At 71.8% G+C, this 13561-nt stretch carries 15 protein-coding genes; 7 read left to right on the top strand and 8 right to left on the bottom strand.

Annotated elements, in window-relative coordinates; translation table 11 throughout:
• Positions 1–24: 24 nt before the first annotated feature.
• The 7 genes from LWF15_RS18075 to LWF15_RS18045 all read right to left on the bottom strand — a co-directional run bounded on the left by LWF15_RS18075 (position 25) and on the right by LWF15_RS18045 (position 5698).
• On the bottom strand, positions 25–1071 hold the full coding sequence (locus LWF15_RS18075) for an NAD(P)-dependent alcohol dehydrogenase (RefSeq protein WP_232812020.1): 1047 nt from the start codon (positions 1069–1071) through the stop codon (positions 25–27).
• A gap of 26 nt (positions 1072–1097) precedes the next feature.
• Entirely contained in the window at positions 1098–2204 is a 1107-nt protein-coding gene (locus LWF15_RS18070) for a Gfo/Idh/MocA family protein (protein ID WP_232812019.1), read from the bottom strand.
• A complete protein-coding gene (locus LWF15_RS18065; RefSeq protein ID WP_232812018.1) occupies positions 2189–2881 on the bottom strand; it encodes a ThuA domain-containing protein in 693 nt (230 codons plus the stop codon). Before LWF15_RS18065 ends, LWF15_RS18070 begins: the two co-directional genes overlap by 16 nt.
• A 41-nt stretch (positions 2882–2922) precedes the next feature.
• The gene (locus tag LWF15_RS18060) at positions 2923–3273 is read right to left on the bottom strand and encodes a nuclear transport factor 2 family protein (protein ID WP_232812017.1); all 351 of its coding nucleotides are present in this window, start codon (positions 3271–3273) and stop codon (positions 2923–2925) included.
• A gap of 79 nt (positions 3274–3352) precedes the next feature.
• Positions 3353–4318 carry a helix-turn-helix transcriptional regulator gene (locus tag LWF15_RS18055; RefSeq protein WP_232812016.1) on the bottom strand — a complete coding sequence of 322 codons (966 nt, stop codon included), beginning with the start codon at positions 4316–4318 and terminating at the stop codon, positions 3353–3355.
• A gap of 2 nt (positions 4319–4320) precedes the next feature.
• On the bottom strand, positions 4321–5079 hold the full coding sequence (locus tag LWF15_RS18050) for an SDR family NAD(P)-dependent oxidoreductase (RefSeq protein WP_232812015.1): 759 nt from the start codon (positions 5077–5079) through the stop codon (positions 4321–4323).
• 25 nt (positions 5080–5104) lie between these two features.
• Positions 5105–5698, bottom strand: coding sequence for a TetR/AcrR family transcriptional regulator (locus LWF15_RS18045; protein WP_232812014.1), 594 nt, complete (start codon positions 5696–5698; stop codon positions 5105–5107).
• A gap of 120 nt (positions 5699–5818) precedes the next feature.
• Here LWF15_RS18045 and LWF15_RS18040 point away from each other — a divergent pair, with 120 nt between their 5' ends.
• From LWF15_RS18040 to LWF15_RS18010, 7 genes are all read left to right on the top strand, one after another.
• The gene (locus tag LWF15_RS18040) at positions 5819–6697 is read left to right on the top strand and encodes a hypothetical protein (RefSeq protein ID WP_232812013.1); all 879 of its coding nucleotides are present in this window, start codon (positions 5819–5821) and stop codon (positions 6695–6697) included.
• 1 nt (position 6698) lies between these two features.
• On the top strand, positions 6699–7439 hold the full coding sequence (locus LWF15_RS18035) for a GntR family transcriptional regulator (protein WP_232812012.1): 741 nt from the start codon (positions 6699–6701) through the stop codon (positions 7437–7439).
• 138 nt (positions 7440–7577) lie between these two features.
• Positions 7578–8396 carry an N-acyl homoserine lactonase family protein gene (locus LWF15_RS18030; protein ID WP_232812011.1) on the top strand — a complete coding sequence of 273 codons (819 nt, stop codon included), beginning with the start codon at positions 7578–7580 and terminating at the stop codon, positions 8394–8396.
• Positions 8393–9664: a hydroxyacid-oxoacid transhydrogenase gene (locus LWF15_RS18025; protein ID WP_232812010.1), complete on the top strand. Its 1272-nt coding sequence runs from the start codon at positions 8393–8395 to the stop codon at positions 9662–9664. The genes LWF15_RS18030 and LWF15_RS18025 overlap by 4 nt, the downstream gene beginning before the upstream one ends.
• A gap of 7 nt (positions 9665–9671) precedes the next feature.
• Positions 9672–10073 (top strand): FmdB family zinc ribbon protein, encoded by a 402-nt coding sequence (locus LWF15_RS18020; RefSeq protein WP_232812009.1) that lies wholly within the window; start codon positions 9672–9674, stop codon positions 10071–10073.
• Positions 10070–11224 (top strand): CaiB/BaiF CoA transferase family protein, encoded by a 1155-nt coding sequence (locus LWF15_RS18015; RefSeq protein ID WP_232812008.1) that lies wholly within the window; start codon positions 10070–10072, stop codon positions 11222–11224. The genes LWF15_RS18020 and LWF15_RS18015 overlap by 4 nt, the downstream gene beginning before the upstream one ends.
• Complete coding sequence (locus LWF15_RS18010) at positions 11221–12696, top strand: aldehyde dehydrogenase (protein ID WP_232812007.1); 1476 nt, start codon at positions 11221–11223, stop codon at positions 12694–12696. Before LWF15_RS18015 ends, LWF15_RS18010 begins: the two co-directional genes overlap by 4 nt.
• Here LWF15_RS18010 and LWF15_RS18005 read toward each other — a convergent pair.
• A complete protein-coding gene (locus LWF15_RS18005; protein ID WP_232812006.1) occupies positions 12648–13511 on the bottom strand; it encodes a helix-turn-helix domain-containing protein in 864 nt (287 codons plus the stop codon). The two genes, LWF15_RS18010 and LWF15_RS18005, sit on opposite strands and share 49 nt — an antisense overlap.
• Positions 13512–13561: the final 50 nt, after the last annotated feature.

Genomic DNA, 13561 nt, shown 5'->3' with positions numbered 1-13561 from the left:
ATCGGCGGAAACCGCGGGCCCGGATCAGCCCAGGGTCGAGGTGTCGATGACGAAGCGGTAGCGCACGTCCGAGGCCAGGACCCGCTCGTAGGCCTCGTTGATCTGCTCGGCCCCGATCACCTCGATCTCGGCGCCGAGCCGGTGCTCGGCGCAGAAGTCGAGCATCTCCTGGGTCTCGGCGATCCCCCCGATGTTCGAGCCGGCCCACGAGCGGCGGCCGTTGATCAGGGCGAAGGCGTTGACCGAGAGCGACTCGTCCGGGGCGCCGACATTGACCATGGTGCCGTCGACCTTGAGCAGCCCCAGGAAGGCGCCGACGTCCAGCTTGGCGCTGACCGTGTTGATGATCAGGTCGAAGGACGAGTGCAGCCGGGTGAACGTGTCCGCGTCGGCAGTCGAGTGGTAGTGGTCGGCGCCCAGACGCAGACCGTCTTCCTGCTTCTTCAGCGACTGCGACAGCACCGTCACCTCGGCACCCATGGCGTGCGCGAGCTTGACCGCCATGTGGCCGAGACCGCCCAGACCGACCACGGCGACCTGCTTGCCCGGGCCGGCGTTCCAGTGCCGCAGCGGCGAGTAGGTGGTGATACCCGCGCACAGCAGCGGGGCGGCCACGTCCAGCTCCAGGCCCTCGGGGATGCGCAGCACGAAGTCCTCGGTGACCACGATCGCCCGGGCGTACCCGCCGTGGGTGATCCGGCCGTCGGCGTCGGTACTGGCGTAGGTGCCGGTGTTGCCCTTGCGGCAGTACTGCTCGTCACCGGCCTTGCAGTTCTCGCACTCGCGGCAGGAGTCGACCATGCAGCCGACCCCGACCCGGTCACCCACGGCGTACTTGGTCACCTCGGGACCGACCTCGGCCACGATCCCGGCGATCTCGTGCCCGACCACCACCGGATAGGGGGTTTCGCCCCATTCGCTCCGGGCGGTGTGGATGTCGGAGTGGCAGATCCCGGCGAACTTGATGTCGATGCGCACGTCGCGGGCGCCGACGTCGCGGCGCTCCACCGTGTACGGAGCCAGCGGCTCGTGCGCGGAGAAGGCGGCGTAGGCAGGAACCTGGAAGCTCATGTGGCGCAGCCTAACCAGATCCGGCTTCAGAAGCTGAGGATGCCGGCCACCGGGTCCGGCCGGGTGCCCGGGGTGGAGACCGGCAGGGTGCGGCCCTCCTGGGCGGCCCTCAGCAGGGTCTCCATCACGTCGAGCACGTGCAGGCCCAGTTCGCCGGAGACCCGGTGCTGCCCACCGGCGGCCAGAGACTCGGCCAGGTCGGCGATCCCGATGCCCCGGCCGCCGTCGGCGTACCCGGCGCTCGGCGGAACGAGTTCCCACTCAGGCGTTTCCGAGGTGAACAGCTCCACGTCACCGGAGAAGTGGTTGGGGTCCGGCACCGAGAGACTGCCCGAGGAACCGTAGACCTCGATCCGCGGCAGCCGGGCGGCCCACACGTCGAAGCTGATCATCAGCGTGGAGACCGCACCCGAGGCGTGCGCGAGCAGACCGGTGACGTGGGTGTCCACCTCGACGTCGAAAGCCGTTCCGGCGCGCGGCCCGCTGCCGATCACCCGGGAGGTGGTGGGGCGCGTGGACACGCCGGTCACGCTGACCACCGGGCCGAGCAGGTGCACGAGCGAGGTCAGGTAGTAGGGGCCCATGTCCAGCAGCGGGCCTCCACCGGGGCGGTAGAGGAACTCCGGATCAGGGTGCCAGCGTTCGTGGCCCGGAGTCGTCATGAAGGCCGTGGCCGCGACCGGCACCCCGATCCGGCCGGCATCCAGCAGCGAGCGCGCCGTCTGGATCCCGGTGCCCAGCACCGTGTCCGGCGCGCACCCGACCCGCACCCCGGCGTCCTCGGCCGATCTCATCACCGCCCGGCCCTCCTCCACGGTGAGGGCAAGCGGCTTCTCGCCGTAGACGTGCTTGCCGGCCTTCGTTGCGGCGAGGGCGATCTCGCCGTGCACGGCCGGGATGGTCAGGTTCAGCACCAGGTCCACGTCGTCGGCCGCGAGCAGCTCTTCGACGCCGGTCACCCGGGCCCCCGGATGCTGCCCGGCCAGGGCCTGGGCCCGTTCGGGGCTCAGGTCGGCCACCGCCGTGACCGGCAGGTGCGGCAGCCGCGACAGCGTGCGCGAGTACTGCCCACTGATCGCCCCGGCGCCGATCACGCCGATCCGCAACTGCTGGGTGCTCACCGGCTCGCCCACGTCAGGCCCCTTTCGATCAGCGTCCTGACCTGCGGAGTGCGCAGAACGTCGAGGGAGTGGCCGGGAGTGGCCACGAACACCCGCCCCTGGCCCCACCGCCGGGTCCAGACCGCCGGGCTGGTGATCGGCCGGCTCCACTCGTTCCAGGGCTGGGCCGCCACCGTCGTGGTGGCCAGCACCTCGTTGTACTCGTCCGAGAGCACCCAGTACTGCTCGGTGACCAGGTCGAACGAGTCGATCCCGGCGGTGATCGGGTGGTCGCCGGCGGCGATGTCGACGCGGTGCGGGATGAAGTTGTCCCGCTCGCTGTCGTCCCGCTCGGCCGGGTCCTTGCCCGGATGACAGGCGAAGACCCCGCCGACCAGCTGCACGTAGTCGGCCGAGTCACGGTAGGAGTCGGCGATCCCGCCGTGCCAGCCGGCCAGCCCGGTGCCGGCCGCCACCGCCCGGCTCAGCCCCCGCGCCTGGTCCCGCTCGATCGTCGACATGGTCACGCACTGCACCACCAGGTCGATGCCGGCCATCAGCTCACCGTCGGCGTAGACGGCCGGGCCGTCCTCGATCCGGACGTCGAAGCCGGAGGACTCCAGGAAGGGGATGAAGAGGTCGGTGGCGGCCACCGGCTCGTGCCCGGCCCAGCCGCCCCGGACGATCAGTGCACGCTTCGTCGCAGTCACGCGACAAATTGTGACATCTGGCGGTGTCGGGGAAAAGGCTTTTATCCCTGGGCCAGTTGTGCAAAGGGAAGCCGGTCGAAGGCGTAGCGGGCCTCGGTGATCACGCCGTCCTTCACGGTCAGGTACTCGGCGGCGAGGGCCGACGCGGAGGCGTCGGTGGCCGTCTCGTAGAACAGCACCGCCCCCTCGTCGTCGGCCAGCAGCCTGAGCAGCCGGATGCCGGTGAGACGGGCGGCGAAGTTGCCGCAGAACTGGGCGAAGGCGTCCGCCCCGTCCAGCCGGCCGGCCGGGCCGACCACGACCACGTCGGGGGCCACGTACTTCAGCGCGGTCGGGATGTCACCGGTGGTCCAGGCCTCGAAGTAGGCGGTGACGATGTCCTTGGTGCTCACGGCATTTCCTTCCGGAAGGGGTCTCGCTGCTGACCTGGAGCACTCTTCCGGGGATACCTGACACCTTCTGTCATATACCTCAGAACTTGTACTGCTCGTGGGTCGCCAGAGCCCGCCCGGCCAGGTAGCGGCGCATCTCGGGCGGGTCGAGGACCTCCACGTCCGGGCCGAAGGCGAGCAGCATCGCCCCGGCCTCCACCGACCGGAAGGCCAGGGTGGTGACCACGTACTCGTCACCGTCGTCCTCGAAATCCGCACCGGGCGCCAGGTCCGTCTCCTGCACCATCCGGAACCGTTGCAGCACCGAGCGTCTCACCCGGACCCGGGCCAGTAGCGGGGTGGGCACCTCGTCGATCGCCCGGCGCAGTCCGTCCCAGATCTGCGGCAGCTCCCGCGGGTCGGACCGGCGCACCTCCTCGTCCAGGACCTCGGCCCGCCGGATCCGGTCGGAACGGAAGAGTTTCGGCCGGGAACGGTGCTCGGCCACCAGGTACCAGGTACCCGCCTTGCTGACCAGGCCGTGCGGGTCCAGCGTGTAGTCGCGCTCGGCACCGTCGCCGCCGTGCCGGTAGCGCACCCGCAGCCGCCGGTCGCTCAGCACGGCCTGCTGCAGCACGTCCAGATCGGCCGCGGGGCGGGCACTCGCACCCCGCCAGCGCGAGGGGTCGACCAGGATGCGGCGGCTGAGCAGGTCGGCGTCCGGCCGGTGCGGTGAGGGCAGCGCCGCCATCACCTTGCGCAGCGCCGGCCCGATCGCCTCGCCGAGCCCCAGGTCGCGGTGCACTCCCCCGCTGAGCAGGACGAACAGCGCCCGGGACTCGTCCGCGGTGAGACCGGTGACGTCGGTGCGGTACCCCGGCAGCAGGGCGATCCCGCCGTACGGGCCCCGCACCGAGTACACCGGCACACCGGCGGACGACAGCGCCTCCACGTCGCGCATGATGGTGCGCGGGGAAACCTCCAGCCGGGCGGCCAGATCGGACGCGCTGAGTTGCCCGTGGGTCTGCAGCAACAGCATGATCGACAGCAGGCGCTCGGAGCGCACGGCTACTCCTGGCTGACCCGGTGCACCTTGTGCTGGGCGGCCTGCGCACGGGGCCGCAGCACCAGGAGGTCGACGTTCACGTGCCTCGGCCGGGTGACCGTCCAGACCACGGTGTCGGCCACGTCCTCGGCGGTGAGCGGCTCGGGCACACCGGCGTAGACCGCGTCGGCCCGGGCCTGGTCGCCACCGAACCGGTTGAGCGAGAACTCCGCGGTGGCCACCATTCCCGGCTGGATCTCGATCACCCGCACCGGTTCGCCGCACAGTTCCAGCCGCAGCGTGCCGGCCAGGGCGTGCTCACCGTGCTTGGCCGCGGTGTAGCCGCCCCCGCCCTCGTAGACCACCGCACCGGCGGTGGAGCCGATCACCACGATCACCGCGTCGTCGGTGTGCCGCATCTTCGGCGCCAGGGCCTGGGTGAGCTGCAGCGGGCCGATCACGTTGACCTCGTACATGGCCCGCCAGTCGGCCGCGTCGGCGCTGAGCACCGGGTCGGCCCCGACCGCGCCCCCGGCGTTGTTGACCAGCACGTCGCAGCGCTCGACGCTGTCGGCGAAGGCCCGCACGGCGGCGCCGTCGGTGACGTCGAGCACCTGGTACCAGGCGATGCCGCCGGCCTGCCGGATCTCCTCGCAGACCTGCTTCAGCCGGTCCTCGCGGCGGGCGAGCAGAACCACCTCGTACCCGGCCCCGGCCAGCCCGCGCGCGGTCGCCGCGCCGATGCCGCTGCTGGCCCCACTGATCACCGCAATCCTGTTCATGCGGTCAAGGTACTCGGCCCGGCCGTCAGGGTCTGAGCAGGCGGGTCACCGCGTCCAGGAGCATCGCCCGCTCGGCCGGGTGGTCGAACCGGCCCTGCCCCGCCACCCGGCTGATGTACCCGTCCAGCAGCACCCCCACCCAGACCGCGAGGCGCTCGGCGGGCTGGTCGGAGCGCACCTGCCCGCGCCCGGCGGCCGCGGCGATCAGCGGCTCCAGGCCCTGGCGGATGACCTCCTCGTCGCGTTCCAGGGCGACGGCGACCTCCGCGTCGTTCGCGATCGCCCCCACCGACCGCACGAACCCCGGGACCCGGGGGTCGGCGCACTGCAGCGCATGGTGCTCGGCGTACTCCAGGACCACCCGCGCCGGTTCGGCACTGCCCTTCCGGGCGGCGAACCACTCCTCGGTCTCGGCGGTGCCCTCTTCCAGCACCGCCAGCAGCACCGCCGTCTTGGTCGGGAAGTAGTGGAAGAAGGTGCCCGAGCCGATGCCCGCCGTGCGGCAGATCGCCGTGGTGGTGGCCCGGTCGAACCCGTCCTCGCTGAACCGGGTGAGGGCCGCGTCGATGATCTGCAGGCGCCGGGCCCGGTGCCGGGCCGGGTCGACGGTGCGGGCCATGGCAACTCCCTCCCGGGACGGACGGCGATCCGCTTCACGACGGATGACGTGCGGCGGTCCGGCGTCTATATTAATAGAGCATCTACTCTACTAATAGTCGACGACCTTACGGATGAGCTGATGTCGAAGGAACCCGAACGCTGGCACCTGGCCCAGGACGGCCACGAGCACACGGTCGAGATCTCCACCACGGCCGCGTCCTGGGTGCTGCGCTGGACCAGCGACGGCACCGAGGTGGCGGCCAAGAAGACCTCCGACAGCACGGTGGTGCTGGACGGCAAGGACCACGGAGCGGTGCGCCTGAAGCTGCCCTCCCTGACCGGTCCGGCCCGCCAGGTCACGCTGTACTCCGCCGCGGACGAGGGGGCCAAGAAGAGCAAGGACCTGGGCGCGGCCGGCCAGGCCCACCTCGGGGTGGGCGGTACCGACTTCGTGCCCGAGGAGGGCAGCCGGGCGGCCCGCCGGGAGGCCTGGATCCGCGAACACCCGAACCAGTACGCGGCCCGCCGCACGGCCACCGCCCTGGCCGGGGTGCTCGTGCCGGTCGCGCTGATCTGGCTGCTGCGCCAGATCACCTGGCGGCCCGACATCGACCTGCCCCGGATCGACCTGCCGCGCATCCAGCTCCCGCGCATCCCCTGGCCGGAGATCGACCTGCCCGACATCCCCTGGCCCGACATCGACATCAACCTGCCCGACCTGCCGAACCTGCCCGGCTGGGTGCAGTACGTCTGGCCGGTGCTGATCGCCTTCTTCGTGACCCAGGCCGAACTGCGCCGCCGCCGGCAGCAGGACGAGAAGCGCCGGGCCGCCGCGGAGGCCGCCGCCCGCGAGGCCGAACTGAAGGCCGTTAACGAGAAGAAGCCGGTGCTCAGCAAGATCGCCGAGGCCCTGCCGGGGCTGCCCAAGGCGGACCGGCCCGACCCGGAGCCGGAGAAGGACGAGAAGACCACGCAGGCCTGCCGGACCACCGAGGCCACCCGGAAGCAGCCGTCCTGAGATGGCCTCTCCCCGCAACAGCACCTACGGCGCGATGGCGGCCGCCCTGCGCGAGGCCATCCGCCGGGGTGACTTCGCCGGCGGGGTGCGCCTGCCCACCGAGGCCGAACTGGCCGACACCCACCAGGTCAGCCGTCAGACGGTGCGCCGGGCGATGCAGGAACTGGTCTCCGAGGGGCTGGTCGACCGGGTGCCCGGCCGGGGCACCTACGCGGTCGACCGCTCGGAGCGCTACCTGCGGCACATCGGCTCGGTCGAGGAACTGATGAGCCTGTCGGTGGACACCGAGGCGCAGATCCTGCACCCGCTGCGCACCCGGACCGACGCCGCGGCCGCCGCCCGGCTGGAGCTCGACGGCGACGACGTGGGCCGGCTCTCGTTCGCCCGCACCCACGGCGGCGTGACGTTCTGCCACACCGAGGTGAGCCTGCCCCCGACCGCCGGAGAGATGCTGGTCGCCGCCGCCCCGGAGCTGGCCCGGCCCGGCCACCGCAGCGCCGCCACCGTGATCGGCCTGCTCGAGCAGCACCTGGGCCGGCCGATCCGCGACGCGGAGCAGACCGTCACCGCGGCCCCCTGCGCCGCCGGGCCGGCCGAGGTGCTGGCCTGCCCGCCGGGCTCACCCGTCCTGCGGATCGAGCGGCTCTACCGTGACGGCACCGGCCGGCCCCTGGAGCTGGCGGTCAGCCACTTCGACCCGCAGCACTACTCGTACCGGATCCGGCTGCGCAGGCACGGCTGACCGGGCGGCGCCGACGGTCTTGACAGACGGCCGGAGCGGACGGAGGGTTTCCGCATCGGACTTTGGCCGTACATTTCCGGGCGCGGTCGTGCCCGGAGGTGTCCTCGCACGTGACGACGACGTCGACGGAGGATCCGCATGGCCCTCGCGAAACCCGGCACCAAGCTGACGATCCTGCCCTGCGGGGCGATGACCGCGGACCTCACCTGGCTGCTGCTGGCGCCGGGCCGGGCGATCCGCAGCCGGCAGCAGAAGGCCGAACCGCCCGAGTGGGTGGACGTGCCCACGCACTGCGTCCTGGTCGACACCCCGGAGGGCCGGCTGCTGTGGGACACCAGCTGCCCGCCGGACTGGGAGCAGCGCTGGGAACCGACCGGCCTGCACGACTTCTTCCCCTACGACAAGGTGTCCGAGGACGAGTACCTGCACGCCCGGCTGCAGCAACTCGGCGTGGCGCCCGGGGACATCGACTACGTGGTGCTCTCGCACCTGCACTTCGACCACGCCGGCAACCTCGGCCTGTTCCGCGACAGCGGCGCCGCGTTCGTGGTCAGCGACGTGGAGAAGGAGTTCGCGTTCGGTTTCGACGGGGCGTTCAGCGGGGCCCACATCAAGTCCGACTACCAGGACGTGGAGTTCCGGACCGTCAGCGGCGACACCGAGTTCCTGCCCGGCGTCAGCTTCATCCAGACTCCCGGCCACACCCCGGGCAGCATGTCGCTGCGGGTCGACCTGCCCGAGTCCGGCACGATGATCTTCACCGCGGACGCGGTCTACCGGGGTGAGAGCTACGGGCCGCCCTCGGTGCCGGCCGCCATCGTCAACAATCTGGAGAGCTGGTACTCCTCGGTGGAGAAGCTCCGCGGGATCGCCGAGGAGACCGACGCGACCATGGTTTTCGGCCACGACCCGGAACAGATCCGGCAGCTGCGCGTCGCGCCGGGGGTGTACGCGTGAACGAGACGATCTTCACCTGGGGCGCCCCGCCGCTGAAGTTCGGCCCCGGCGCGATCGACGAGATCGGCTTCGAGATGAGCCAGTACGACGTCTCCCGCGTACTGATCATCACCGACGCCACGATCAGCGCCACCGGCATCCCGCAGCGCATCCAGGAACAGCTCACCCGCTACCGGATCCGCTCCGAGATCTTCGACGGCGTGCACGTCGAGCCCACCGACGACAGCATGGACAAGGCGGCCGGCTACGCCCGGGAGCAGGGTCCCTGGGACGCCTTCGTGGCGGTCGGCGGCGGCTCGGTGATCGACACCGCCAAGGCGGTCAACCTGATCATCACCGACGGCGGTGAGCTGCTCGACTACCTGAACAAGCCGATCGGGGCCGCCAAAGCCCCCGCCGGGCAGCTCAAACCGCTGATCGCGGTGCCCACCACGGCCGGGACCGGCTCGGAGAGCACCGCGATGTGCGTGCTGGACGTGCTCTCGCTCAAAGTCAAGACCGGCATCAGCCACTGGCGGCTGCGGCCCACCCTGGCCGTGGTCGACCCGCTGCTGACGCTCAGCCTGCCGCCCGAGGTGACCGCCAGCGCCGGGATGGACATCGTCTGCCACGCCCTGGAGTCGTACACCGCCCGCTGGTACGAGACCTTCGACCGGAAACGGGCCGAGGACCGGGTGACCTACTGCGGTTCCAACCCGGTCTCGGACCTGTGGTGCGAGAAGTCGCTGAAGCTGATCGCCGGCTCGTTCCGCCGGGCGGTGCACCACGGGGCCGACGACCTCGAGGCGCGCAGCGAGATGATGCTGGCCGCCACCTTCGCCGGGATGGGCTTCGGCAACTCCGGGGTGCACATCCCGCACGCCAACGCCTACCCGATCGCGGGCATGGTCAAGGATTTCCACCCGGCCGGCTACCCGCAGGACGAGCCGATGGTGCCGCACGGCATGTCGGTCTCGCTGACCGCCCCGGAGGCCTTCCGGTTCAGCTTCGAGAGCGCGCCGGAACGGCATCTGCGGGCGGCCCGGTGGCTCTCGCCGGACGCGGAACTGCACAACGACCCGGTCGAGCAGTTGCCCAGCGTTCTGGTCGACCTGATGCGCGACATCGGCATCCCGAACGGGATCGGGGCCGTCGGGTACACCGAGGCCGACATCCCCGCCCTGGTTCCGGGAACCATGAAGCAGCAACGCCTTCTGGCCACCTGCCCGCGCACCCCCAGCGAGGACGACATCGCCGGGATCTTCGCCCGATCGATCGAGAACTGGTGAGCGCCGGATGCCGATCTACGACTACCGCTGCGCCTGCGGATGCCGCTTCGAGCGACTGGTGCCCACCCCGTCGGTGACCGGGCAACCGTGTCCGGCCTGCCCGGACACCGCGGTCAAGGTGCCCTCCCGGGTGGCGCTGGGCGGCCGGGCCGATCCCGGCCGGCCGATGGAGCTGATGCCGCAGACCTGGCGCGGCACCCAGGACGGCAACCGCGAGTACATCGGAGAACTGCGGCGGGAGTGGGAGACCCGCCGGCGGCTGGAGGACAAGCACCCCGAACTGCAGGGCGACCGGCGGCCGGTGCTGGCCCACGAGGGACGGTTCGAGAAGTCACCTCTGCGGGCCGGGGACCCGATGCCGCACAGCCACCCCCACTCCCACCCCCACTCCCACGGGACCGAGGGGTGACAGGTCTGACGGTGCTGGACGGGGTCCGGGTGGTCGACTTCACCCAGGCCCTGTCCGGCCCCTACTGCACCCTGATGCTCGCCGACCTGGGGGCGGACGTGGTGAAGGTGGAGGCGCCGGGCCGGGGTGACGACGCCCGGCACTGGGGGCCGCCCTTCGTCGGGCCGGACGCCGCCTACTTCGTGGCGGTGAACCGGAACAAGCGCAGCGCCGCCCTGGACCTGAAGTCACCCGCCGACCGGGAACACCTGGACCGGCTGATCGGGCGGGCCGACGTGGTGGTCGAGAACTGGCGCCCGGGAACGGCCTCCCGGCTCGGCCTGGGCGCCGAGCAGCTGCGCCGGGCCGATCCGCGCCTGATCTACTGCTCGATCAGCGGCTACGGGCAGGACGGGCCGCCGCTGGCCGGGTACGACCAGATCGTGCAGGGCACCTCGGGCGTGATGTCGCTGACCGGCCCGGCCGGTTCGCCGACGAAGTGGGGGGTGCCCTCGGCGGACATCTGCGCGGGCATGTTCGCGGCCGGGTCGGTGCTGGCGGCGCTGTACGAGCGGCAGCGCACCGGCACCGGGCGCACGATCGACATCTCCATGCAGGACTCGCTGGTGTCGATGCTCACCCACCAGGCCGCCCGTCACCTGGCCACCGGCCGGCCGGTGCCGAACGACGGCAACAACCACAGCGCGATCGTGCCCTACGGCCTGTTCGCCAGCGCGGACGGGTTCGTGAACGTCTGCGTGGGCAACGACGCGCAGTTCGCCCGGCTGTGCGAGGCCCTGGGGCTGACCGCGGCGATCGGCGGGTTCCGGACCAACCCGCAGCGGCTCGCCGCCCGGGAGGAGGTGCTCTCGGTGGTCGGCGCCGCGATCGGCTCACTCGGCAGCCAGGAGGTCACCGAGCGCCTGCAACAGGCCGGGGTGCCGGTCGGGCCGGTCCGTGACCTGGGCGAGGTCTTCGACGATCCGGAGACCGCGCGCCGGGGCATGGTGCTCAGCGTCACCTCGGCCGGTGGACCACCGACCGGCGTGGTGAACACCCCCTTCCGGTTCGACGGCCACCCTCCGGCCGCGCACCGCCCACCCCCGCGTCTGGGGGAACACACCAGCGAGATCATCAGCGAGACAGGCCGATCCGGGGAGAGCGCGACGTGACCGACCTCGAGCAGTTCGGCCTGTTCATCGACGGACGCTCGCGGCCCGCCCGTTCGGGGCGCACCTTCGAGTCGGTCGACCCCTACACCGGCCAGACCTGGGCCGTGCTGGCCGAGGCGGAGGCGGCCGACGTGGACGACGCGGTGGCCTCGGCCCGCGCGGCGTTCGAGGGCGAGTGGGGGGCGCTGACCGGGTTCCAGCGGGCGGCGGTGATGCGGCGGCTGGGCGAGGCGGTGGCCGACAACGCCGAGCGGCTGGCCCTTCTGGAGGTACGGGACTCGGGCAAGCTGCTGCGGGAGATGCGCGGGCAGCTGACCGCCCTGCCCCAGTGGTTCCACTACTTCGCCGGGCTGGCCGACAAGCTCGAGGGCCGCACCCCGCCCCCGGCCAATCCGAACTACTTCTGCTACACCCGCCGGGAGCCGGTCGGGGTGGTCGCCGCGATCACCCCGTGGAACTCGCCCCTGCTGCTCCTGACCTGGAAACTGGCTCCCCTGCTGGCGGCCGGCAACACCTGCGTGGCCAAGCCCTCCGAGCACGCCCCGGCCTCCACCGTCGCGTTCGCCGAGATCCTGCACGAGGCCGGGCTTCCCGCCGGTGTGCTGAACGTGGTCACCGCCGGGGACCGCTCGGCCGGCGCAACCCTGGCCGGGCACACCGGCATCGACAAGGTGGCGTTCACCGGCTCCACCGCCACCGGCGCCCGCATCGCCCAGGCCGCCGGGGCGAACATCAACCGGGTGACCCTGGAGCTGGGCGGCAAGAGCCCGCAGATCGTGTTCCCCGACGCCGATCTCGACGCAGCCACGAACGGCCTGGTCGCAGGGGTTTTCGCGGCCACCGGACAGACCTGCATGGCCGGCTCCCGGCTGATCGTGCACGAGTCGGTCCAGGACGCCCTGCTGGAGAAGGTGATCCGGCGGGCCCGGTCGATCCGCCTCGGTGACCCCACCGATCCGGACACCGAGATGGGACCGGTGGCCAATCGTCCTCAGTTCGAGAGGATCCTGGGCCATCTGCGCACCGCCGCGGACGAGGGCGCCACCTTCGCCTGCGGCGGTTCGCCCGACCCGGACCTGGGTGGGTTGTTCGTCCGGCCCACGGTGGTCACCGGGGTGACGCCGGCCAGCACCATCGTGCGGGAAGAGGTTTTCGGCCCGGTGCTGAGCGTGTACTCGTTCACCGACGAGGACGAGGCGCTGGGACTGGCCAACGACACCCCCTACGGCCTGGCCGGCGCGGTCTGGACGAAGGACGTCCATCGCGCGCACCGGGTGGCCGCGCGTCTGCGGGCGGGCAGCGTCTGGATCAACGCCTACCGGGTGATCGCCCCCAACATGCCCTTCGGCGGGTTCGGGGCCAGCGGCATCGGGCGGGAGAACGGCCTCGAGGCGGTGAACGAGTACACCGAGACCAAGTCGGTCTACGTGGAACTCACCGGCGGCACCCGGGACCCGTTCCAGCTCGGCTGATCCCGGGTGGCGGCCAGGCTGCCGAGCAGGCGCAGGGCCTGGGCGTCGGCCGATCCGGGCTCGGCGTGGTAGACCACGAGTTCCTGCCCGGGCGCCCCGCGCACGGCGAAGGTCTGCATGGTGAGCTCCAGCGGGCCCACCTCGGGGTGCTGGAACCGCTTGCGCTCCAGGGACTTGCCGCGCACGTCGTGCCGCTCCCACTCGTTCGCGAACCACTCGCCGCGCAGCAGGGCCGCCAGCACCTGCCGCACCCGCGGGTCGTCCGGGGCCTCACCGTGGGCGAGCCGGAACCCGGCCACCGAGTTGCGGGCCACCTCGTCCCAGTCGCGGTAGAAGGAACGCGCCCCCGGGTCATGGAACAGGAACTCCAGCAGGTTGCGCGAGCGGTTCCAGCCCAGGAACAGCTCGTCGGCCACGGTGTTCGCGGCCAGCACGTCGTAGGCCCGGTTGTAGACCAGCGCCGGGTTGTCCGGCCATGTGTCCATGAGCTCGCGCAGACTCGGGTGCACCTCGTCGGTCGAGGCCGGGGCCGCGCCCACCTCCGAGACCCCGGCCAGCCGGAAGAGGTGCCGCCGGGCGTCTTCGGCCAGCCCGAGCGCCGACGCCAGCGCGGCCACCACCTGGGCCGAGGGATGCCGTTCGCGTCCCTGCTCCAGGCGCACGTAGTAGTCCACGCTCACCCCGGCCAGGGTCGCCACCTCTTCCCGCCGCAACCCCGGCACCCGGCGCAACCCGGCGGTGGGCAGGCCGGCGTCGGCCGGTTTCACCTGGGCGCGGCGGCTGGTCAGGAAGTCCCCGAGGGCTGAGTCGGCCATACCCGCGATAGTAGGCAGGTCCGGCACGGTCCACAGCTCAGATCTGGCAC

Origin of the sequence: Kineosporia rhizophila (genome assembly GCF_021277265.1) — a bacterium.
Lineage (GTDB): Bacteria > Actinomycetota > Actinomycetes > Actinomycetales > Kineosporiaceae > Kineosporia > Kineosporia rhizophila.
Note: the sequence above shows the minus strand (reverse complement) of the source record. Positions and strands in the feature narration are given on the sequence as shown.